This window comes from Rhizobium sp. P1_B8, from assembly GCF_056406515.1.
The window spans coordinates 1-22,220 of sequence record NZ_JBFTZZ010000019.1; the positions used below are offsets into that span (position 1 = coordinate 1).

16 protein-coding genes are annotated in these 22,220 nt (G+C 61.9%); 12 read left to right on the forward strand and 4 right to left on the reverse strand.

Annotated elements, in window-relative coordinates; genetic code table 11:
• Window positions 1-172 precede the first annotated feature (172 nt).
• Both AC1D2N_RS22300 and AC1D2N_RS22305 read right to left on the reverse strand, forming a co-directional pair.
• On the reverse strand, window positions 173-1,588 hold the full coding sequence (locus AC1D2N_RS22300) for an alpha-L-fucosidase (protein WP_312863707.1): 1,416 nt from the start codon (window positions 1,586-1,588) through the stop codon (window positions 173-175).
• Window positions 1,589-1,600: 12 nt separating this feature from the next.
• Window positions 1,601-2,608: a LacI family DNA-binding transcriptional regulator gene (locus tag AC1D2N_RS22305; RefSeq protein WP_080671757.1), complete on the reverse strand. Its 1,008-nt coding sequence runs from the start codon at window positions 2,606-2,608 to the stop codon at window positions 1,601-1,603.
• 193 nt (window positions 2,609-2,801) lie between these two features.
• Here AC1D2N_RS22305 and AC1D2N_RS22310 point away from each other — a divergent pair, with 193 nt between their 5' ends.
• From AC1D2N_RS22310 to AC1D2N_RS22355, 10 genes are all read left to right on the forward strand, one after another.
• Window positions 2,802-4,727 (forward strand): ABC transporter substrate-binding protein, encoded by a 1,926-nt coding sequence (locus tag AC1D2N_RS22310; RefSeq protein ID WP_028732351.1) that lies wholly within the window; start codon window positions 2,802-2,804, stop codon window positions 4,725-4,727.
• A 106-nt stretch (window positions 4,728-4,833) separates the two neighbouring features.
• Complete coding sequence (locus AC1D2N_RS22315; RefSeq protein ID WP_130654038.1) at window positions 4,834-5,820, forward strand: ABC transporter permease; 987 nt, start codon at window positions 4,834-4,836, stop codon at window positions 5,818-5,820.
• Between the two features lie 12 nt (window positions 5,821-5,832).
• Window positions 5,833-6,966 carry an ABC transporter permease gene (locus tag AC1D2N_RS22320; protein ID WP_130654037.1) on the forward strand — a complete coding sequence of 378 codons (1,134 nt, stop codon included), beginning with the start codon at window positions 5,833-5,835 and terminating at the stop codon, window positions 6,964-6,966.
• Entirely contained in the window at window positions 6,956-8,005 is a 1,050-nt protein-coding gene (locus AC1D2N_RS22325; RefSeq protein ID WP_018246743.1) for an ABC transporter ATP-binding protein, read from the forward strand. Before AC1D2N_RS22320 ends, AC1D2N_RS22325 begins: the two co-directional genes overlap by 11 nt.
• On the forward strand, window positions 8,005-9,063 hold the full coding sequence (locus AC1D2N_RS22330) for an ABC transporter ATP-binding protein (RefSeq protein ID WP_018246744.1): 1,059 nt from the start codon (window positions 8,005-8,007) through the stop codon (window positions 9,061-9,063). The genes AC1D2N_RS22325 and AC1D2N_RS22330 overlap by 1 nt, the downstream gene beginning before the upstream one ends.
• Complete coding sequence (locus AC1D2N_RS22335) at window positions 9,063-9,896, forward strand: 5-deoxy-glucuronate isomerase (protein WP_018246745.1); 834 nt, start codon at window positions 9,063-9,065, stop codon at window positions 9,894-9,896. Before AC1D2N_RS22330 ends, AC1D2N_RS22335 begins: the two co-directional genes overlap by 1 nt.
• A gap of 69 nt (window positions 9,897-9,965) precedes the next feature.
• Entirely contained in the window at window positions 9,966-11,831 is a 1,866-nt protein-coding gene (locus tag AC1D2N_RS22340) for a GH39 family glycosyl hydrolase (protein WP_130654036.1), read from the forward strand.
• A 29-nt stretch (window positions 11,832-11,860) separates the two neighbouring features.
• Complete coding sequence (locus AC1D2N_RS22345; RefSeq protein ID WP_477982020.1) at window positions 11,861-12,679, forward strand: sugar phosphate isomerase/epimerase family protein; 819 nt, start codon at window positions 11,861-11,863, stop codon at window positions 12,677-12,679.
• A 4-nt stretch (window positions 12,680-12,683) separates the two neighbouring features.
• Window positions 12,684-13,700 (forward strand): hydroxyacid dehydrogenase, encoded by a 1,017-nt coding sequence (locus AC1D2N_RS22350; protein ID WP_130654034.1) that lies wholly within the window; start codon window positions 12,684-12,686, stop codon window positions 13,698-13,700.
• On the forward strand, window positions 13,697-15,118 hold the full coding sequence (locus tag AC1D2N_RS22355) for an enolase-like domain-containing protein (protein WP_130654033.1): 1,422 nt from the start codon (window positions 13,697-13,699) through the stop codon (window positions 15,116-15,118). Before AC1D2N_RS22350 ends, AC1D2N_RS22355 begins: the two co-directional genes overlap by 4 nt.
• 595 nt (window positions 15,119-15,713) lie before the next feature.
• Here the strand turns inward: AC1D2N_RS22355 and AC1D2N_RS22360 are convergent.
• Both AC1D2N_RS22360 and AC1D2N_RS22365 read right to left on the reverse strand, forming a co-directional pair.
• Complete coding sequence (locus AC1D2N_RS22360; protein WP_130654032.1) at window positions 15,714-18,860, reverse strand: efflux RND transporter permease subunit; 3,147 nt, start codon at window positions 18,858-18,860, stop codon at window positions 15,714-15,716.
• On the reverse strand, window positions 18,860-19,933 hold the full coding sequence (locus AC1D2N_RS22365) for an efflux RND transporter periplasmic adaptor subunit (protein ID WP_130654031.1): 1,074 nt from the start codon (window positions 19,931-19,933) through the stop codon (window positions 18,860-18,862). The genes AC1D2N_RS22360 and AC1D2N_RS22365 overlap by 1 nt, the downstream gene beginning before the upstream one ends.
• Before the next feature lie 234 nt (window positions 19,934-20,167).
• On the opposite strand from AC1D2N_RS22365, the gene AC1D2N_RS22370 reads away from it, so the two are divergent.
• Window positions 20,168-20,854, forward strand: a complete 687-nt coding sequence (locus AC1D2N_RS22370) for a response regulator (RefSeq protein WP_018246752.1) — start codon at window positions 20,168-20,170, stop codon at window positions 20,852-20,854.
• Between the two features lie 2 nt (window positions 20,855-20,856).
• Complete coding sequence (locus AC1D2N_RS22375) at window positions 20,857-22,155, forward strand: HAMP domain-containing sensor histidine kinase (RefSeq protein ID WP_130654030.1); 1,299 nt, start codon at window positions 20,857-20,859, stop codon at window positions 22,153-22,155.
• Window positions 22,156-22,220: the final 65 nt, after the last annotated feature.

Here is a 22,220-nt window from a genome sequence, read left to right on the forward strand (position 1 = left end):
CGATCGCCTTTGATCCTGGCGGAAAGATGCCCGGCCCTTCGGGTTGGCTGAAACGGGCCAGCTGATCGACCGGCCGGCTTGGCCGTAGAACTGGGCTACGACGCGCGCCGGCCGGTCGACCATCCGACTCCGTTTGAGCCAACAGAATGTTTCAATCTAACCCGGAAAGGCTCTAGTCCTGAATGCCAGCCGCGCTCCCTGGCTTGAGCTTGACCTCGATGACCGGGACCACGATCTGAGGTCGACGCACCGGCAGGACGAATGTCAGTTGATCTTCGCCGACGGGGAACTGCGTGTTCGCCCACAGCGTATTGGCGGATGGGCGCAACCAGGTGACCTCGCTGCCATCATGCAGGAATTGCGCATATTCGATCTTGCCTGCCAGCGCATCGAAATGCAGATGGCGATAAGGCCAGTTGAAGAGGTGGATGTAGAGACGATCGCCATTCTGGGTCAGGCGGCAGTCGGCCGGAGCGGTGAAGTCGGACTGGGTGCAGCCGACGATGCTGCGCTGGTGCAGTGCCATCCACTCCTCATAAGCGGCAAGGGCTGCAATCGCGCGGTGGTCGAGCGTGCCGCGCGCCGTCGGCCCGACATTCATCAGCAGATTGCCGCCCATGGCAACGGTGCCGACCAGCATCTGCACCAGTTGTTCCGTGCTCTTCCAGGTGTCCTCGTCGCGGTGATAGCCCCAGGAACCGCTGAGCGTGTGGCAGGCTTCCCAGACAACGCGTCTGCCATCGCGGAGCGGACGGGCGCGCGGCATATATTGCTCCGGCGTGACGATGTCGGGCTGCAGGCCGGCGAGATCGAGCCGGTTGTTGATGATGATGTCGGGGGCGAGTTCGCGCACCAGACGCACGAGTTTCTCGCTTTCCCAATCCTGATGGCCCTTTCCGACCAGCTCCCCGAGCTTCCATTGCGGATAGCTGAAATCGAACCACAGGATGTCGATCTGGCCGAACTCAGTCAGCAACTCGCGGACCTGCTCGCGCATGAAGGCGGCATAGCGCTGCATGTCCCGGCCTTCGTTGATTTTCAGCGCATCGGGATGGTTGCGTTGCGGATGGCGCGGATCGACGGTGAAGTCGGGATGATGCCAATCGATCAGCGAATAGTAGAATCCGATCCTCAGGCCCTCTGCGCGGAAGGCGTCGACGAACGGACCCAGGAGATCTCGTCCATAAGGCGTGTTGGTCACTTTGAAGTCGGTCGCCTTGGTATCCCAGAGGCAGAAGCCTTCATGGTGCTTGGTGGTCAGCACGACATATTTCATGCCGGCAGCCTTTGCACGTCTGGCCCATTCACTGGGGTCGTAGAGATCGGGATCGAAATGGTCGAAATATTTCTGGTAGTCGGCGTCGTTCAGTTCTTCGCGGCTCTTGACCCATTCATGGCGTGCCGGCAGTGCATAAAGCCCCCAGTGCACGAACATGCCGAACCGGTCGTGAACGAACCAGGCCTTCTTCTCCTCAGGCAGGGCCAGTGACTGCAGATTGTTGATATCCATCGGATATTCCTCCTGTTCCAAACTTTGAGAGTTGGAGCACGATGTCGTCCGAAAACCGCTCACACTTTTCGGCATCATGCTCCGGGGAGTTCAGGTTGTTTCGCGGATAATAAGCTCGGGCACGATGACGATGCCGTGCTGACGGTTTCTGGTGGCGATGCGGCTGAGCAGCAGACGCACGGCTTCCTCCCCCATTTCGCGTTTTTGCACCCGCAAGGTGGTGAGTGCCGGAGACAGCAGTTCGGCAGTCGGAATATCGTCGAAACCGATCAGGGCGATTTGCCCGGGGATCGAAATGCCGGCGGCCCGGCAGGCCTTCATCGCGCCGATCGCATTGAGGTCGTTGTAGCAGACAAGGGCATCGACGCCGGGCGCCTCCGCCAGCAATTGCGCGGCCGCCGTTTGGCCGCCCGCCGCGGTCGGATCGCAATAAACGATGCCTTGCGCCTTGAGCCCGTGGGCCGCCAGGGTCTTGCGAAAGCCGACAAGACGGCTCTTGCCGCCAAACGAACTGCGCGGCCCGGCGATAATCGCGATCCTGCGGCGCCCGCGCTCGACCAGATGGTCGATGGCACGCGACGCTCCCGTCTCGTAGTCGGTGACAATCGTCCCGGCGACCTCGTTGGGCGCCTCGCGATTGATGAGCACCACCGCACGGTGGGGCGCAAGCGCCTTATGCAGCGCGGCATCCGGCAGCCGCGGGCTGCAGACGATGATTCCGTCGACCCGGTGCCGCAGCAGCGTTTCGATGAGTTCTTCCTCTCGCTTGCTGTTCTCGACGACATTGGACAGAAGCAGGTTGTAGCCGGCAGCGCTTGCCGCATCCTCGGCTCCCCTGATGACTTCGGGAAAGAACGGATTGGTGATGTCGGGAACGAGAAGGCCGATGGCCTTCGATCGATCGGACCGCAATCCGCGCGCAAAGGGATTGGGCCGGTAATTGAGTTCGCTCGCCGCTAAAATAATCCGTTGACTTGTCTCCGCACTGGCTCCGCCCCGATCGTTGAGCACGCGCGATACCGTCATCGGCGACACCCCTGCGGCGCGGGCGACATCGGCGATGGTAATTTTGGGTTCTGGCTCTTTAGGGCGGCTCAACTGGATTGTCTCTTCAGAAGGGGCAGGAATTTACGATAACGATAACTAACATAATTTCCGTGAAAGCCAAGGCTGCTCTGACAAAGTATAAGGTGTCGAGAATCTCTTTGACAAGATTTAACGGTAACGATAACGTTCGAGAAAGAGGAGAATACGTTAACGATAACCTAGAGCAGAATATCGGGAGGAAAGAATGCAACACGTCAGAATCTTAAGACGGCAGGTTGTCTCGACCGTTGCCGCGGCGATCCTCATGGGTGCCGGCTGGGCCGGTGCCGCATTCGGCTTTGAGGAGTCGCCGGAACTGAAGGCGCTGGTCGATGCCGGCAAGCTGCCGCCGGTCGAAAAGCGCTTGCCCAAGGAGCCGCTGGTGCTCACTCCGCTTGAATCGATCGGTACCTATGGCGGCACCTGGCGCACGGCCACCTTTGGCGGTGGTGACAGCGAGATCGAGCGTTCGATCGGCTATACGAGACTGGTCCGCTGGAATCCGGAATGGACCGAGGTGATCCCCGATATCGCCAAGAGCGTCGAGGTCAATGACAATGCCACCGAATATACGTTCACATTGCGTGAAGGCACGCGCTGGTCGGACGGGGAGCCCTTTACCGCGGACGATCTGGTGTGGTGGAACGAGAACGTGCTGCGCAACACCAAGATCACGCCTGCAGCACCCGACTGGCTGACCGCCGGCGGAGAGACCGTCAAGGTCGAAAAGCTTGCCGACGACAAGGTCGTCTTCAAATTTGCCGCGCCGAACGGCCTGTTCCTGATGAACATGGCCACCGTGCGCGGCTCCGATATTCTGGCGGCCGCACCGGCCCACTACCTCAAGCAATTCCACAAGGATTTCAATCCCGATGGCGTCGACGCCCTGGTGAAGGCAGCCGGCGCAACCGACTGGGTCCAGCTCTTCAACAACAAGATCGGCTTTCCCGGCCGCTGGCGCGATCTCGGTCGTCCAACGCTTGATGCCTGGGTGTTGACCGCGCCCTATAATGGCACCACCCAGGTCGTCGCTGAACGCAATCCTTACTATGCCAAGGTGGATACCGCAGGAAACCAGCTGCCTTACTTCGATCGGATCACCATCGATGTGATGCAGGATACCCAGGCGATCATCCTGAAGGCGATCAGCGGCGAAATCGACATGCAGAACCGCTTCATCGAGACGACGGACGCCCGTACGGTGATCGTGCAGAACCAGGAGAAAGGCGGCTACGGCCTGTTCATCGCCCGGCCGGCCTGGTCGAACGCCCTGCTGATCACCCTCAACCAGACCCACAAGAATCCGGCCTTGCGCGCTGTCTTTTCCAACAAGGATTTCCGCATCGGCCTTAGCTACGCCATCAACCGCGAAGAGCTCAACCAGCTGATCTATGCCGGACAGGCCAAGCCTTATCAGGCAGCACCGCGTGAAGGCACCGCGCTCTACGACGAGAAGATGGCGACCCAGTATCTGGAGTATAATGTCGATCTCGCCAATCAGTATCTCGATAAGGCCGGCCTTACCAAACATGACGCCGAAGGCTATCGCCTCGGCCAGGACGGCAAGCGGATTACCTTTGCGATCGACGCCTTGACCGGAAGCCCGATCCAGGTGGACGCCCTCGAGATGATTCAGCGCTACTGGCGGGCCGTCGGCATCGACATGCAACCCCGCCCGGCCGAACGTTCGCTGATCTTCTCCCGCCTGCAAAACAATGAGAATGACGGCCTTGGATGGGTTGGCGGCGGTGGCTACGACTTCCTCGGCCTGCTCGATCCCAAATGGTATTTCCCGCACGAATATGAATCGAGCTTCGCGACGGCCTGGGGCCTCTATTACCAGAACCCCAAGGATCCGAACGCGCAAGAACCGAGCCCCGCTGCCAAGAAGCAGATGGATCTGTACCGGCAGGTGCAAGAAGCGCCGACGCTCGAAAAGCAGTTGGCCGCGATGAAGGAGCTGCTGGCGATTACCCGTGACGAATTCTACGTCATCGGCACCAACCTGGAGCCGGACCGCGTCGGCATCGTCAAGACCAATATGCGCAATGTCCCGAAGGTCATTCCCAGCACATCGTTCTACATGACACCGGGACCGGCCAAACCGGAGACCTTCTACTACCAACAGTAACGGCACGCGACCGACAGGGATGGCGTCCGCGGGCGCCACCCCATCAACACCAGCCCAGTCCCAATCATCCAATCCGATCGGCGGTTGCCGATTGAAGGAGCTTGACATGGCCGGCTTCATCATCAGACGTCTGCTTTACATGATCCCGATGATGTTCGCGATCTCCGTCGTGACCTTCATCATCATCCAGCTGCCGCCCGGCGACTTCCTGACCGCGATGACCGCGCGCCTGGCCTCCCAGAACGAAACGATCGATCCCGGCGTCATTGCCGGCCTGCGTGAACGCTACGGCCTCGATCAGCACTGGGCGGTCAAATACTGGAAATGGATCAGCGGCATCCTGCTGCGCGGCGATTTCGGCCAGTCCCTCGATTGGAACAAGCCGGTCAGCGAACTGATCTGGGCTCGCATGGGCCTGACGATGGTGGTCTCGGTCACCACGCTGCTCTTCGTCTGGGCGGTGGCCTTTCCGATCGGCATCTATTCGGCCGTACGGCAATATTCGGTGGGAGATTACTTCGCCACCTTCTTCGGCTTTCTCGGCCTAGCCATCCCGAATTTCCTGCTGGCGCTGGTGCTGATGTATGTTTCGGCACAATATTTCGGCCAAAGTACCGGCGGGCTGTTTTCGCCCGCCTATATCAATGCTGTCTGGAGCTGGGCCAAGCTCGGCGATCTCATTTCGCATATGTGGATCCCGGTCGTCGTTCTCGGCACCGGCGCCACGGCAGCGCTGATCCGGATCATGCGCGCCAACCTGCTCGACGAGCTCAACAAGCCCTATGTCGACATGGCTCGCGCCCGGGGCTTGAGCGAAATCCGGCTGCTGTTGAAATATCCGGTGCGGGTGGCGCTCAACCCCTTTGTCTCGACCGTCGGCTGGGTGCTGCCGCACCTCGTCTCCGGCTCGGTGGTGGTCTCCATCGTTCTCAGCCTGCCGATCACCGGGCCACTGCTGCTCAACGCCCTCTTTGCCCAGGACATGTATCTGGCCGGCACATTCATCCTCTTGATGAGCATGCTGACGCTGATCGGCACGCTGATTTCGGATCTGCTGCTTGCCTGGCTTGATCCACGCATCCGCAACGGCTGAAGGACGAGACCAATGACCGATCAAGCCATCGCGCTACAGCCTGAACTGATCAAGAATTCCGACGCGGCCGCCGGCCAGTGGAAGCTTATCTGGCGGCGCTTCCGTCGCCATCGCCTGGCGCTGGCGGCAGGCGTCGTCATCTTTTTGATCTACCTGGTCGCCCTGTTTGCCGAGGTTCTCGCCCCGGTTTCATCGCAGACCTACGATTCCCGCTACACCTATGCACCGCCGCAGCAGATCAAGTTCGCCGGCTACGACGCGGCCGGGCAGTTTCATCCGCTCTACGTCAACGGTTATTCGATGAAGGTTGACCCGATCGCGCTCAGCCGCAATTACGTCCCCGATCCGGCCGTCGTCATCCCCCTCGGCTTCTTCGTCAAGGGAGAACCCTACCGGCTCTGGGGGCTGTTCGATTTCGACCGGCACCTGATCGGCCCGATCGAGATGGGCAAACCATTCTACCTGTTCGGCGCCGACCGGCTAGGTCGCGACGTCTTCAGCCGGACGGTCCACGGCACGCGCGTGTCTATGTCGGTCGGACTGATCGGCGTCGCAATCAGCCTCATCCTAGGCATCATCCTGGGCGGCATCTCGGGGCTCTACGGCGGCTGGGTGGACGATGTGATCCAGCGCTCCATCGAACTCATCAACTCTATCCCGACCATTCCGTTGTGGATGGGCCTTGCGGCTGCCGTTCCGATCAGCGCCGATCCGATTCTGGTCTATCTCTGGATCACCATCATCCTGTCGCTGATCGGCTGGACCGACCTGGCGCGGGTGGTGCGCGGGCGCTTCCTGTCGCTCAAGACGGAAGACTTCGTGATCGCCGCCCGTCTCGATGGCTGCTCGCAGATGCGCATCATCTGGCGGCACATGGTTCCGTCCTTCATGAGCCACATCATCGCCTCGGTGACGCTCGCCATCCCGACGATGATCCTCGCAGAAACCGCGCTCTCCTTCCTCGGCATCGGCCTGCGCCCGCCGGTGGTGAGCTGGGGCGTGCTGCTTCAGGAGGCACAGAACATTCTCGCCGTCTCGAGCGCACCCTGGCTCTTTCTTCCCGGTCTCGCGGTGATCGTCACCGTGCTCGCCCTCAATTTCCTCGGTGATGGATTACGCGATGCTGCAGATCCCTATGAATACTGATCCCAATTTTGCCGCAGCCGGCGGCCGGCACGGGGATCGTGACCCGCTGATCGAGGTCGTTGATCTCAGGACCCATTTCTTCGGTGGTGCGGGCACGATCAAGGCGGTCGACGGCGTCTCCTTTTCCATCCCACGCGGCAAGACGGTCTGCGTCGTCGGCGAATCCGGTTCGGGCAAGAGCATCACCGGCCGCTCGATCCTCAACCAGGTTCCGCGGGGAGGGCGGATCGTCTCGGGCGCAATCCGCTACCGGCCGGATCCCGCAGCACCCTCGATCGACCTGGCGGCGCTCGATCCGCGCGGCCACGACATGCGGGCGATCCGCGGTGCCCAGATCGGCCTGATCAGCCAGGAGCCGATGGCCGCACTTTCCCCCGTTCATACGATCGGCAACCAGATGGTGGAAGTGATCCGCTTGCATCTGAAGATGGGAAAGAAGGAGGCGCGCGAACATGCCATCGAGACATTGGCTCTGGTCGGCATTCCGCGGCCGGCCGAGCGCATGGAAAGTTATGCCTTCCAGTTTTCCGGCGGAATGCGCCAGCGCGTCTGCATCGCGCTCGCGCTTGCCTGCCGCCCCAGGCTGTTGATCGCCGACGAGCCGACCACGGCACTCGATGTGACCACCCAGGCCAATATCCTCGATCTCCTGGCCTCGCTGCAGGCCGAATTCGGGCTCTCGGTGCTGTTCGTGACCCATGATCTCGGTGTGGTGGCCGAGATCGCCGACGAGGTCGTCGTCATGTATGTCGGCCGGGTCGTGGAAGCAGGCAATGTCGACACGATCTTCCACGCACCGGCGCATCCCTACACCAAGGCGCTGCTGCAATCGGTGCCACGCATGCATGGGCAACCCACCGAACGGCTCGCGATCATCGATGGCATGGTGCCCTCGCGTTTCAACCGGCCCCAGGGCTGCAGCTTTCATCCCCGATGCAAAGAGGCGAGGGCGGGCCTGTGCGACCAAAAGGATCCGCAGCCCATCGCCATCGGCGACGGGCATGTCGCCAGCTGTCTGCTTTACGAAGGAAGACAATGATGGCGGATCTCATGAAGCAACCAAGCCCACTGCTCGAACTCAACGATCTCAGGATGCATTTCCCCATTCGCAAGGGCGCATTCCGGCGTGTGGTCGGACACGTCAAGGCGGTCGACGGCGTTTCGCTTCGCGTCCAGGATGGCGAAACACTTGGTATTGTCGGGGAGTCCGGCTGCGGCAAGTCCACGCTTGCCCGCACGGTGCTGCGCATCTATCAGCCGACGAGCGGCGAAATCCGCTATCGCAGCCGCAATGGCGGCACGGTCGATCTCGCGGCGTTGTCGGGTTCTGCCCTCGACGAAATCCATCGCGACCTGCGCATCGTGTTTCAGGACCCGCAATCTTCGCTCAATCCGCGCCTTCCTGTCATCGACATCATCGGCGAGGTGCTTGGTGTCAACGGCATCGCCAAGGGCCGGGAGCTCGAGCACCGGGTCGCCGACCTGATGCAGAGCGTCGGCCTGCGGCCCGAATACATGCACCGTTATCCCCATGCTTTCTCCGGCGGAGAGCGCCAGCGCATCGGCATCGCCCGGGCGCTGGCCTCCAATCCGCGGCTGGTGATCGCCGATGAGGCCGTTTCGGCGCTCGATGTCAGTGTGCAGGCACAAACCATCAACCTCCTGCAGGACCTGCAGGAGCAGTTCGGTCTGACCTATCTCTTCGTCGCCCACGACCTCTCGGTCGTCCGGCACATCTCGGATAACATTGCCGTCATGTATGTCGGTCGGGTGGTCGAAAAGGCGCCGACGGAGCAGATCTTTTCGCGCCCACTCCACCCCTACACCGAAGCGCTGCTCTCGGCCGTGCCGATCGCCGATCCGAGGATGCGCCGCCATGGCCAGCGCATTCGGCTGGCGGGCGAGGTCGCCGATCCCGCCCATCCGCCTCCCGGCTGCGCATTTCATCCGCGCTGCCGCTACGCCACCGAGCTTTGCAAGCAGGAGGTGCCGGCGCTGCGTACCGTCACAGCCGATGGGCACCAAGTGGCCTGTCACTACGCCGAATCCTTGTCGCTTAATCCCTTCGCCGACCGTACCGTTCCGGAGTTCAATTGATGCCCGAATTCATTCCACGCTCCGAGCAGCGTCCCATTGTGGATACCTCCTCCACGACGCTCGATCTCATCTACTTCGACCTCGTCACGCTTCCGGCCAACGGCCAGGACACGCGGCGGCTGCCCATGCACGAAAGCCTCTACGTCGTGCTGTCGGGGCAGGTGGATATCGAGGTCGATGACATCATGTTCGAAGCGGTGGGCCGGCGAGCCGATATCTGGGGAGGCGATGCGGACTCGGTTTACGCGCCCGTCGGCGCCAATGTCCGGATATCGGCTCGTGGCGCGGCGGCGGAAGTCGCCCTTGCCGGCGGCCTCTGCGACACGCGTTACGCCGCGTTTCGCATCACGCCGGATGAGGTCGACGCGGTCAATGTCGGCTCGTCGGACACGCACAGCCAGCGGCGGATCGTCCACCTGCTCGGACAACGACAGAACGGACGCTGCGGTAACCTGCTGGTGAGCGAACTCTATGCCGGTGAGGGATGCTGGTCCGGCTACCCCCCCCACAAGCACGATACCGAAGACGGTGATGTCGAGACCCGGCATGAAGAACTTTATCACTACCGCTTCCAGCCCGAGACCGGTTTCGGCAGCCAGATCACCTATGATGAAGACGGTCCGGTCAAGATCCTCATGACCCGCAATGGCGACACAGTCCTGGTTGACCGGGGTTACCACCCGACGGTCACCTCGCCGGGGCACCGGGGCTATATCTTTACCATTCTCGTCGGCAAGCATCGTCGGGGGCTGATCCAGCGCTTCGATCCCGCCCATCAGCATCTGACCAAAACCATCCCCGGCATCGATGCGATGCGCGACAAGTTCAAATAATCCGGCTCCTGGCCTCGTGTGCCGGCATTGCGGCGCACCGCCAAACTTCCGCCCAAGGAGAGATGACCCATGCGTGAACGTACGCGAATAAACGTTGATGCCAGCGAAGCGGTACGCCCGTTCAACCGGTTCTGGCGCGGCACCGGTTTTTCGCCCGCCGAGCTGCTGCTCGAACCCGAGATGCGACAGATGCTTGCCTATATCGGCGGCCTGCCGAATGAGGGCATCAAGTTCCTGCGTGTGCATTATCTCTACAATCTGCTGAGCGCAAAGGGCGGGGCTGGTTATGACTGGTCCCTGCTCGACCGCGCGCTCGACGTGATGATCGAACACCGCCTGAAGCCGTTCTTCGAGCTGATGGGCAACCCGTCGGGCTTGTTCACCGACTATGAGGACATGGATCAGGTCAGGCGCTGGCGGGATCTCGTGACGGCAACAGTCGACCGTTATGGCGCGCGTTACGGCATGGACGAATTGCGCACATGGTATTTCGAAACGACGAACGAGGCCGATTCCGGCTGGTGGACCTACGGGATTAAGGGCTACACCAACTATTACGACGCCTGCGTCGCGGGGCTCGATGCCATCGATCCCAACCTGCCAATGGGCGGGCCCGGCACCGCCCGCACGCTCTCGCCGATCTTTCGCGCCCTCATGGCTCATTGCGACAACGGCACGAGCTGCCTCACCGGCGATGGCCCGCCGCGGATCGACTACATCTCGATCCACGAAAAGGGCGTCAACGGCAGCAAGGAAGACCTGACCCCGAAAACCAACGCCATCGTCGACCGCACGCTTCTCGTCGTCGACTATCTCAAGGAGCACCACCTGCGCCTGGCAGGGCTGCCCATCATCAACGACGAATGCGATCCGCAGCTTGGGTGGAGCGATCACCATAGCTGGCATGGCAAAGCCTATTACGCCGGCATCATCGCCCGCATCATCGAACAGCACGACCGGCGCATCATCGCCCCGAAAGCGGCGAATTTCACCTTCCTCAGCAATGACCACGCCTTTATCGGCGGCTGGAGCCAGCGCACGATCTTTGCCTATTTCGGTTCGCGCAATTTCACCAAGGCGCAGTGGGAGCACAAGACCAATCTGGATATGCTGGTCACGGATGTCGACAGCGCGCCGCCCTTCGACATCATCAAGAAGCCCGGCCTCACATCGATGGAACTGCTGGCAACGCTGGGCGATACCGTTTGCAATGTGACGGCCGAACCGCCGCTTGCTCCCGACCAGGATGGCCTGTCGATCCTGCCGACACGGCTTCCGGGCGGCGGTGTTTCCATCAGCCTCATCCATAGCGTCGATGCCATCAACCGTTCGGGCCGGACCGCCGTCCGCCTCGAGGTGAGCGGCTTGGTTCCCGGCCGGCACGCACTTTGCCTGCTGCGCATCGACGAGGAATTCACCAATCCGATGGAGGTCTGGGAGGCCCAGCGCGACGAAACCAATCCGCGCGGCCCCTTCGAGCCGGTCGGCGCGCCGCCGGCACCGAGCGAAGCGCAGTTTGCCGAACTGCGCCGGGCGCAGGAGCCCGCCTTGCTGCATCCGATCAGCGTCGTCGCGTGCGACGAAGGCCGGATCAGCGTCGACCTCGATGTGCCATTGCCGTCGCTGACGCAGGTGCTTGTCGTTCCCGATGTCGGCGTGCCACCAGCGGCACCGACCGGCCTTGTTGTCGAACGTTATCTTGGTCTTGGCGGCCGGGAAGAGCGCATGCTGTTCTGGGCTGCCGGCGATATCCGGCCTGCCATCTTCTACGATGTCTTGGTCAGCACTAATGGCGGGACTTTTGAAAAGGTCAGTCCCGCGCCGCTGATCTCGACGGCATTCCTGCACATGTCGCCGCCCGAGGGCGTGCGTTATGCGGTGTGCGCCCGCGATGCATTTGGCCGCCGCAGCGAGCTTTGTGTTTCCCGCTCATGAACAATGCCTTTCTGTCTGGGATCTGATCGATGGATATCGCCTATTTCACCAAGACTCTGGAAGCGCTGCCGCTCGAGGAGGCGGCCGGGATCACTGCCGGTTTGGGATTCGACTGCGCTGATCTTCTCATTCGCGATGGCCACGCCGTTTCCCCTGAGAGGCCGGAGGAAATCGTCAAGGCCGTCACGCTCTTTGCCGCGGCCGGCCTGCGCACGCCGATGGCGACCATCGATTCCACCCGGCCCGACGATGCCGCATCCCGGCTTCTCGGTTGTTGCGGCGAGGCTGGCATCGGGCAGGTCCGGCTTGGCTTTTGGCGCTACGACCCGTCGCGGCGCTGGCAGGCCCAGCTTGATGAAGCACGGCGTGATCTCGACGGCTTCGAGCGCCTGGCCGAACGCTTCGCCGTCAAGCTGACAATCCAGCTTCACGGCGGGACCCTGCACAGCTCGGGCGCTCTGGCGGTGCGACTGCTGGCCGGGCGTGATCCCATCAAGATCGGCGCCTATCCCGATCCTGCCAATCAGATCATTCGGGAGGGAAGCGAGGACTGGCGTCTGACCCTCGATATTCTCGAACCGTGGTTCTGCTGCATGGGCGTCAAGAACAGCGGTTGGTTCCCCGGCGCTTGCGGAGCTCACGGCCAGCGCGCATGGCATTCGGATTGGTACGGGCTCGACGAAGGCATGGTGCCCTGGAACGAAATCGTCCCGCATCTGGTGGCCATTGGATTTGCCGGGGTGCTCTCGATGCATTCCCAATACCGCGTCTCTCGAGAGCAGGCGCTCGACAAGGTCCGCGCCGATCTTGCCCATCTCCGGCGCCTGGTCGCCGCAGCGAAAGAGTAGAACCATGAACGAACAGGCTCCCGTGATCGCCGTACTGCTGACCGAAAAAACTCGCCGGATGATGCTGGACGACGCAGCGATTGCCCAGTTGAACGCCCTTGGCGAGGTGCGTTGGCCGACCGGCGCCACCATCGACGCCACCGATGTCGACCACCTGCTGCAAGGCGCCACGGCATGTCTCACCGGATGGGGCACGCCGCCCTTCGATCCTGCCGCGCGCCAGCGCCATCCGCAACTCGCTCTTGTTGCCCATTCGGCAGGCAGCGTCCGCACATTGGTCCCGGCGCGTCTGTTCGACGATGGCATTCGCGTCACCCATGCCGCCTCGAAAATTGCCGCCTCGGTTGCCGAGTTCGTCGTCGCCGAAGCGCTACTCGCCATGCGCGGCATTCATCGGCTGCATCATCAATTGCGCAACGGCGGTGAATGGCTCGACGTCCGCGCAGCCGTGCCACAGAGATTGCTGGGCGCCAAAACGGTCGGCATCGTCGGCGCTGGATATGTCGGCCGGGCGGTCATGCGGCTGCTCGTTCCCTTCGGCTGCCGCGTGCTGGTTGTCGATCCCTTTCTCCACGATAGCGAGGCTGCTGCGCTGGGCGTTTTCAGCGCTGAATTGAACGATATGCTGGCTCAGAGCGACGTGATCTCGCTGCATGCGCCTGTCCTGCCCGAAACGCACCGCATGATCGGCGCCCCCGAACTGGCGCTGCTACACCCCGGCGCGCTGTTCATCAACACGGCGCGCTCGCAGCTGGTCGACGAGGCGGCTCTACTCGCCGAGATCCGCTCCGGCCGCATCGAGGCGGCTGTCGATGTCTTTGACGACGAGCCGTTGCCTCCGGATAGTCCCTTCCGCGATCCCGCACTGGCCAATGTCACCATTTCGCCGCACGCCGCCGGTCACACCGAAGAGGCGCATCTCGCCCAGGGGCAGGCCATGGTGGATGAAATCGGCCGGCTGCTTCGCCGCGAACCGCTCCATCATGAAGTGTCGCGCGCCATGCTCGACCGCATGGCATGACCATGGACAGAAGCATTGGAGGTTCGGTGACCGCGCCGCGCATCAGAATCATCGAGATCGACGCCTTCGAGCGCGATATCAGGCTGCGCCTGCCGTTCCGCTTTGGCGCGGCAACTCTCGAAAAGGCGCCGCAAGCCTTTCTCAGGGTCCGCATCGCGGATGAAGAGGGGCGAACCGCCCTTGGCGCCGCCGCCGAGATGATGGTGCCGAAATGGTTCGACAAGAACCCGGCGCTGACGCCGGCGCAGAATGTCGATCAGTTGCGCAGCTCGATCCGCACTGCTGCTGCCGCTTCGCTCGAGCCGTCGGCGCCGACGACATTGTTTGCCGCCGCCCGCCTGAACGAGATGGAAACCGTGCGGCGTTTGCCTGGAAATCCGTTGGCCGCCGGTTTCGGCCCTTCGCTCATCGCCCGCGCCGCGCTCGATGCCTATTGCCGCCTTGCCGGCATTTCCTTCTTCGAGGCGGTGCAGGGCAATCTCGTCGGCATCGGCGGCCCCATGCTGCCCGACGATATCGACGCGGATGCAGCGTTGGCGGTGCTTTCCGATCTTCGTCCTGCTGGCTCGATCTCGGCCCGGCATACGATCGGGCTTCTCGATCCGATCAGCGAGGGCGATGTCGTCCATCCCGTCGGTGACGGCCTGCCGGAAAGCCTCGAGGCGGTGATAACGCGCTATGGCAACCGCTGGTTCAAGATTAAGCTTTCGGGCGCGATCGATGCCGATATCGACCGCCTGATGCGGATCGCCGCCGTGCTGGACCGCATGCCCGACTATCGGGTGACGGTCGACGGCAACGAACAGTTTGGCGCCGCCGAACAACTCGCCGCCTTGCTGGCGCAAATCGAGGCGATGCCGCAGCTGGCGAGGTTGCGCACGGCCATTGCCTTTGTCGAACAGCCGTTCTCGCGCGCAATCACCATGGATACGCCACTGGGAGATCTGGCGGCGCAATTGCCCTTCCTGATCGATGAGAGCGACGACGGCGATGGCGCCTTCGCCTCCGCCAGACGGCTCGGCTATACCGGCGTCTCCTCGAAAACCTGCAAGGGCATTTACCGTTCGTTACTCAAGGCGATCCGCATCAGAACCGGAACGGTGCCGAGACTGTTCCTCTCGGGCGAGGATCTGACCTGCCAAGCCGGGCTCGCCGTGCAGCAGGATCTGGCGCTGGTCTCGCTGCTCGGCCTCTCCCATGTCGAACGCAACGGTCATCACTATGTGGCCGGCATGCAGGGAGCGTCGCAGGCGGAGAAGGCGCGCTTTGCTGCGGCCCATCCCGATCTCTACGAGCAGGGAGCCGACGGACCGCTGCTGTCGATCCGCGACGGCCGGATCACTATCACTTCACTCGAGGCGGTCGGCTACGCCAGCGGCGCCTTGCCAGATTTCGAAGCGATGACGCCATTGTCATGACGCCCGGCAATATTCAGCATGAGATAGGGCGTGCTGCCCTGTTGAGCTGTTCGATCTGTCCAGCAAACGCGTGCTGATCACCCGGAGCATCAATCACCCCGTTCCTCCAATTGAAATGTCTTCCAGTAGAGCATCACGCTCTATTCGAACGTTTTCTGCGCGGCCTGATTGGATCCAGGGACTTAAGAAAGCAGAAATTGAGATATAATTCTTTGAATTAAGCTTCAGCAACCACCGCCAAATCTCGGCAAGTATGGTTTTCCGCTCCGCGAGGCGGCAACGCAGAATATTTCGATGTGCCTTGGACACACGACACTCCGGATTGAGCTGAGGTCGAACTCTAATAGCTGTGCGGATGTTAAGCGCGGTTAAGGAAGTGTAAAGTTTGGTAAAGGTTCTTTCTGTGACACAGCGAGCTACGCTGTTGGCAGGGAAGATGCAGGACGCGCMGGCGGCGCGAGGCCGCCTGCGGGGGAACACGTCCCGCGGTCTCGTTCCGGGGGAGGGAATTCGACCGAAGAGGTTGCCATGAAGGTCGCCGGGCGTCGCCGGTATCGGGCGCTGGACCAGCTTGCGAATAGCTTGCCAAAAGCAGTCATCTCTGACCTTGCCCTCGCTTCGAAAGCCCGGGCTTGAAGGTGATCGCCGCGCGATCGTTGGATGCCTGCGGTTCCGAGTCGGCGGTATCAGGCCCGGTCCGGCGCAGAAGGCGCTTGAGCGCCTCGTTGAGGTCGTCGACGAAGGTGAAGATGACGGGGATGACGAAGAGGCTGAGCAGCGTCGACATCATGACCCCGCCGATCACCACGATCGCCATCGGCTGCCGGAAGCTGGAATCGCCGCCTGTCAGGCTGAGAGCGACCGGAAGCATGCCGAATGCCATGGCGATGGTGGTCATGATGATCGGTCGCGCGCGCTTGTGGCAGGCATCCACAAGGGCATCGAACCGCGACATGCCCTGGCGACGCGACATGATCGCGTATTCGATGAGAAGGATGGAGTTCTTCGTCACCACGCCCATGAGCATGAGCAACCCGATGACCGCCGACATCGAGAAGCTGGTTCCGGTCACCACCAGCGGCACCAGCGCACCGCCGAGCGAGAGCGGCAGAGCCATCAGAAGGGTGAGTGGCTGCAGGAAGTCGTGGAAGAGCAGGACGAGGACTGCGTAGATGCAGAACACGCCGATCGCCATTGCAAGGCCAAAGCTCTGGAACAGCTCCGAACTGCGCTGAAGCTCGCCCTGTTCGACAAGGGTGACCCCCGGCGGCAGGCGCCTGAGTGCCGGCAGAGCCTGCGCCTCGCGGTTGACGTCGCCCAGGATGCGGCCGTTGAGCTCGACGGAAAGGGTGACATTGCGCATCCGGTCGATACGGTCGATCTCCGATGGACTGCCGCCGATCCGGATATCGGCAATCGATCCGAGATCGACATTGCCGTTCGTTCCGGCTACCCGCATGTTCCTGATATCGTCGAGCTTGGTGCGTGTCTCGGGGCTGAAGCGGACGACGATGGGAACCTGGCGCTGTGGCAGGTTGAGCTTCGGCAGATCGGCGGAGTATTCCCCATTCGTCGCCACGCGCACCGCCTCGGCGATGGCGCTCGAGGTCACCCCGAGCGCTGCTGCGCGCGCAAAGTCGGGCGTGATCTGGATCTCGGGCGCTTGCCTGGCCGCTGTTGATGTCACCGCGCCGATGCCCTGCAGCGTGCGGAGCTGTTCCTCGAGCGCCGTGCTTGCACTGTCAAGCGCGTTGGCATCGTCACTGGCAAGGGTGATCTCCAGCTTCGTGCCGTTGCCACCGCCGCCGACCGCGACCCGCACGCCGGGAAGCACCGAGAGAGCCTGCCGGATGTCGTTTTCGATTTCCGACTGTTTGCGATCGCGCTCGCCGATGGGCGACAGCATAGCGACGATCGTCGCGGATCCGACGCTGCTCGTGGTGCTGGAGTCGGGGCCACCACCCGAGGATGCGGAACCGACCGAGGAAAAGACATGTGTCACGTCCCGGAGCTTGTCGACGATATCGGCGGCCTTCGTGGTGGTGGCGTCCGTCTGCTCGATAGTAGCACCCGGCTGCATGGTGAGCGTGATCTGGGCTCGCGCGTCGTCGGAAGCGGGCAGGAAGCCGGATTTCAGGAGCGGGATGGTGGCAAGCGAAAGCGCGACGACGACGGCAGTCACTGCCACCGTGGTCTTCCTGCGGTTCATGGCGGCTTTCACGATTGCCAGATAGGCGCGCATGACGCGGCCATCCTTTTCCTCCGTCGGATGGGCCTTCATGAAATAGGCGGCCATCATCGGCGTCAGCAGGCGTGCGACGACGAGCGAGACGAGGACCGCCACCGCGGCGGTGATACCGAACTGGCGGAATATAAGTCCCGGTATGCCGCTCATGAAGGCCGTCGGCAGGAAGACCGCGACCAGCGTGAAGGTGGTTGCAATGACGGCGAGCCCGATCTCGTTGGCCGCCTCCAGAGCGGCGTCGATCGGCCGCTTGCCCATCTGCAGGTGGCGCGCGATGTTCTCGACCTCGACGATGGCATCATCGACAAGGATGCCGACCACGAGCGACAGCGCCAGCAAGGTGACGATATTCAGGCTGAAGCCGGCCAGGTACATCACAAGGAAGGTCGGTATGACCGACAGCGGTAGCGCCACGGCCGACAGGATCGTCGCACGCCAGTCCCGAAGGAAGAGCCAGACGACGATGATCGCCAGGATCGCCCCTTCGTAGAGCATGTGCATCGAACCATCGTAGTTGTCGATGATCGGCCCGATCGTGCTGTAGGCCTCCTCGATCTGCACGTTGGAATGCTTGGCTGCGAACTCCTTCATCGCCTTGTCGACATCGTCCGCGACACCGCTGTCCGAAAACCCGTTCGAGCGCTTGATCTCGACCGCGACCACCGGTTTACCGTCGAGATAGGCCATCGAAGAACGCTCCGCGAAGCTGTCCGTGACGGATGCGACGTCGTCGAGACGAACCTGCTGCCCGTTGGCCAGGGGAATTCTAAGCTCCTTCAGAGCGTCGACCGATGCCACGGCGCCGAGCGTGCGCAATGTCTGACGAGTGCCGCCAATCTCCCCCAGGCCACCTGAAGTATCGGCCTGAACCGACTTCAATTGCGCCGACACAGTGGTCGCGGTGACGCCGAATGCAGCCATCGTTGTCGGATCGAGGTCGACGTGAACCTCGCGGTCGACACCGCCGATGCGGTTGACCTGTCCGACGCCCGGTACCGACAGGAGCGCCTTGGTCAGATCGTTGTCGATGAACCAGGAGAGCTCGGTTTCATTGAGGGCCGTAGACCGGATGGCATAGGTGACCAGCGCCGAACTCTGCACGGTGACTTTGGTGACGCTTGGTGCCTGCATCTGCGCCGGCAGATCGGCTTGTGCGCTGTCGACGGCGTTGCGAACCTCGTTCAAGGCCGTTTCGCTGTCCTTCTCCAGTTTGAAGGAGACACTGATCGACACCGTGCCGTCGGTGATCGTCGTGGTGACGTGGTCGAGATAGCTCAGCGAGGCAAGATTGTCCTCGATCGTGCGGGCGACCTCCGTCTCGAGCTGCGCCGGCGCGGCGCCATCGAGCGTCGCGGTAATTTTGATGGTCGGGAGGTCCATATCGGGGAAGTTCTGGACCGGCAGATGCTTGAAGGCCAGCAAACCGCCGACGGCAAGCATCGCAAAGAGCAGGATTGCCGGTACGGGATTGCGGATCGAAAATGCGGAAAAGTTCATCAACCTTCTCCCGCAATCTTCACGAGATCGTTGTCCGACAGAAACGCTCCGCCCGACGTCACCACTCTCGCCGACTTATCTATGCCGGAGACGATCTCGACTTCGCCGTCGGTGCGACGGCCGGTCTCGACCCGGACCCGCCTTACCCGCTTGTCCTCGCCGGCGGCAAAGACGTAGTTTATGCCGTCACGGAAAACGATCGCGGTCTCCGGAACCGTCAGCGCCGGCGTGGTCCTCAATTCGATGGTGCCGGTGACATAAAGACCGGTGCGCGGCTGAACGTCCGGGGGAAGCGCGACATAGACGATCGCCCGGCTTGTATTGGTGTCGATCGAAGGTCCGACGAGCCTCACCTTTCCCTGAATGGGTCGTCCGTCCGGCCCGTCGATGTCGACGCTCAATCCTTCGGAGATGCGTGAGAGGTAACGAGCCGAAACCTCGGCCTGCCATTCGACCCGCTGTTGGCGGACCAAGCGAAACAGTTCGGTGCCCGACGAGACGACCGCGCCGAGTTCGGCCGATCGCGAGGTTATCAGGCCATCGTCGACGGCCGTGACGGTTGTCTGGTCGAGCTTGATCTTCTGGCTGTCGAGCGCCGCCTCTTCAGACGCAAGACTTGCCGTCGCCGTCTGTTCGTCGGCGAAATATTCGACAATCTTCTCATCCGAAAGGGCGCCCGACGAGCGAAGCTGGCGAGCCCGATCGGCATTGGCCTTCGCCTTTGTCAGGGTTGCCTGAGCGGTCACGACGGCCGCTTCCTGCTTGCGAAGGTCGGCCTGCACGCTGTCCTGCGACAGCCGCACCAGGGTCTGCCCCTTCTTAACCACGGAGCCGACGTCGGCCAGGATTTCGGTTACGCGCAGACCGCTCGTCTCGGAAGCAATGATGGCTTCCTGCCACGGCTTCAGCCAGCCGCTTGCGGGAACGGTTTCCGGCCAGTCCCGCTCAGCCGGCGTCACCAGCGAGACGGTAAGGGCGGGTGCGGCGGATTGGTCCGCCATGGCATTGCGCAGGGGAAGCAGGAGCGTTGCCGCAACAAGAGCAGCAGCGAATATTCTGGGCGGTTTTCTCAACGATGCACTCCTTGTGGTCAAAGGATGGGTGCCTTTTCCCGATCCGTGCCAACTCGATGAAGGATTGCGGCTCATGTTGAGGCAACCCGATCCTGGCTCGCGGTGATGTCATGGAAGGATAAGTAACGGGGTGAACGTTAAGTGCGGTCAAGTTAGTGTTAAGTTAGGTAAAACTCGCTCATGCGACTGTGTTTGTGCTGTAAGGCTCACAAGGATCAATGACGGACGAAGTGAATGAACAAGGTTCTCCTCATCGACGACGATGCCGAGCTGACGACGCTTCTGCAGGAATATCTGGTCGAAGAAGGATATGAGGTCGTCACCGATACGGACGGTCGCGCCGCGATTGCCGCTGCCGCCGGCAATACGGTCGATATTATCGTGCTCGACATCATGATGCCTCGGATGAACGGGATCGAGGTTCTGCAGAGGATCAGGAAGCTCAGCCAGGTTCCCGTGCTGATGCTGACCGCAAGGGGCGATGACGTCGACAGGATATCGGGTCTCAATCTCGGCGCCGACGATTATGTGCCGAAGCCATGCTCGCCGGGCGAACTTGCGGCGAGGTTGCGTGCCATCCTCCGTCGGGCAGGTCAGCCTGCTGCCGGCGCGACGACCGACACGATAAGGGCGGGAAAACTCGTGATTCATCCGAGCAGCAGGATCGCCGAATGGCGCGGAGAAACCTTGGAACTGACCGGCACCGAGTTCAGCCTGATCGAGGTGCTTGCCCGCAGCGCCGGCCAGCTCGTGTCGAAGCAGGACATTTCGAAGCGGGCCTTCGGCAAGCCGCTGACCCCGTTCGATCGCCGTATCGACGTCCATATCAGCAGCGTTCGTCAGAAGCTCGGACTGAGGGAGGACGGACAATCCTGGATCCAGTCCGTTCGCGGCCAGGGCTATCAACTTCTCGTGGACTGACCATGCCCCGGCTTTTCTGGAAGTTCTTCGCGACGATCTGGTTGACGCTTGCAACGACGCTCACGGTCATCATCGTGATCGTCAACCTCTTTCAGATCCCGCCGCCTGGCCGCGATCGGGAATACCAGGAGCGAGCGATCATTCTGAAGCTGACGGCGAATGTGCTCGCAAGGGATGGGGAGGACGCCGCAGCGCGCTTCATCCGCACAAGTGAATATACGGTGCCACTAGGTCTGACGCTTTCGAAAACCATGGAGTCGCCTGCGTGCGGAGACGAGGGCAGGGCAGAGACGAAGTCCATTCTGAAGGACGGAATTTGCTACCGGATCTCCGTGGCGCCAGAAGCGAACTTCCTTCTCAACATTGCGGACAACCTGGCGCTGCTGGTTCCTTGGCTTTCGATTTTCGTTTCGAGTACGGTCGCTGCCGCCGCACTCGCCCGCTATCTCATTCGACCCGTCGTACATCTGCGCGACGGCCTGAGCGCGCTCGCCCATGGCCGCTTCGACTTCCGTATCGGCAACCAGATGGCCGGCCGAAAGGATGAAGTCACCGCACTGGCGCACGACTTCGATTCCACTGCCGCGCGGCTTCAGGAGCTTCAGGATGCGCAGCAGAGGCTATTTCATGACGTCTCCCATGAATTGCGTTCGCCCCTGTCTCGTCTGCAGGCCGCCGTCGGCGTCCTTCGGCAAAGCCCGGCCAAACTCGGCGCCATGTTGGATCGGATGGACCGGGAGGTCGAACGGCTCGACGCGCTGGTCGGCGAAGTTCTGACGCTAGCCAGGCTGACCGCGGGCTCCGGCCTGCCGCTGAAGACCCAGGCCCTGGATGTCATCGAGCTCCTGAACGAAATCCTCGGCGACGCGGCATTCGAAGCCCAGGCACGCGAGGTCTCGATCACAACCAGTGTCGAGGGCACCTTCCGCGCCGAGGTCGAAGGTGAGCTGATCTACAGGGCGCTCGAAAACGTCGTCCGCAACGCCCTCAAATACACGGCCGAGCATTCGCACATATCAGTGGCTTGCGAGGCGACGACCGGCCGCCTCAAAATCTGCGTCACGGATCAGGGGCCGGGTGTCCGGCGAGACGAACTCGAACGGATCTTCCAGCCGTTCTCACGTGGTAAAGAGGCTGTGCCAAGAGGCGGATACGGCCTGGGTCTGGCCATCACCCGGCAGGCGATCGAACGCCACGGCGGGCGTGTACATGCGTCATTGCCGGATGCCGGAGGCCTGGCGGTCACCCTGGAGCTTCCCAGGAAGCCGGTACCCTATGGCTTGGCGGACGAACACGCCTGAGGACCAATCGACGAAGCTCGAGGCGGTGGTGGATGAGGCCCCGCAACCCAGACTTTACCTAACTT

Bases quoted from the DNA above. Each gene is read 5' to 3' on its own strand.
- AC1D2N_RS22300 (WP_312863707.1), bottom strand. From the start codon at position 1,588: ATGATGCCGAAAAGTGTGAGCGGTTTTCGGACGACATCGTGCTCCAAC.
- AC1D2N_RS22310 (WP_028732351.1), top strand. From the start codon at position 2,802: ATGCAACACGTCAGAATCTTAAGACGGCAGGTTGTCTCGACCGTTGCC.
- AC1D2N_RS22315 (WP_130654038.1), top strand. From the start codon at position 4,834: ATGGCCGGCTTCATCATCAGACGTCTGCTTTACATGATCCCGATGATG.
- AC1D2N_RS22320 (WP_130654037.1), top strand. From the start codon at position 5,833: ATGACCGATCAAGCCATCGCGCTACAGCCTGAACTGATCAAGAATTCC.
- AC1D2N_RS22325 (WP_018246743.1), top strand. From the start codon at position 6,956: ATGAATACTGATCCCAATTTTGCCGCAGCCGGCGGCCGGCACGGGGAT.
- AC1D2N_RS22330 (WP_018246744.1), top strand. From the start codon at position 8,005: ATGGCGGATCTCATGAAGCAACCAAGCCCACTGCTCGAACTCAACGAT.
- AC1D2N_RS22335 (WP_018246745.1), top strand. From the start codon at position 9,063: ATGCCCGAATTCATTCCACGCTCCGAGCAGCGTCCCATTGTGGATACC.
- AC1D2N_RS22340 (WP_130654036.1), top strand. From the start codon at position 9,966: ATGCGTGAACGTACGCGAATAAACGTTGATGCCAGCGAAGCGGTACGC.
- AC1D2N_RS22345 (WP_477982020.1), top strand. From the start codon at position 11,861: ATGGATATCGCCTATTTCACCAAGACTCTGGAAGCGCTGCCGCTCGAG.
- AC1D2N_RS22350 (WP_130654034.1), top strand. From the start codon at position 12,684: ATGAACGAACAGGCTCCCGTGATCGCCGTACTGCTGACCGAAAAAACT.
- AC1D2N_RS22355 (WP_130654033.1), top strand. From the start codon at position 13,697: ATGACCATGGACAGAAGCATTGGAGGTTCGGTGACCGCGCCGCGCATC.
- AC1D2N_RS22360 (WP_130654032.1), bottom strand. From the start codon at position 18,860: ATGAACTTTTCCGCATTTTCGATCCGCAATCCCGTACCGGCAATCCTG.
- AC1D2N_RS22370 (WP_018246752.1), top strand. From the start codon at position 20,168: ATGAACAAGGTTCTCCTCATCGACGACGATGCCGAGCTGACGACGCTT.
- AC1D2N_RS22375 (WP_130654030.1), top strand. From the start codon at position 20,857: ATGCCCCGGCTTTTCTGGAAGTTCTTCGCGACGATCTGGTTGACGCTT.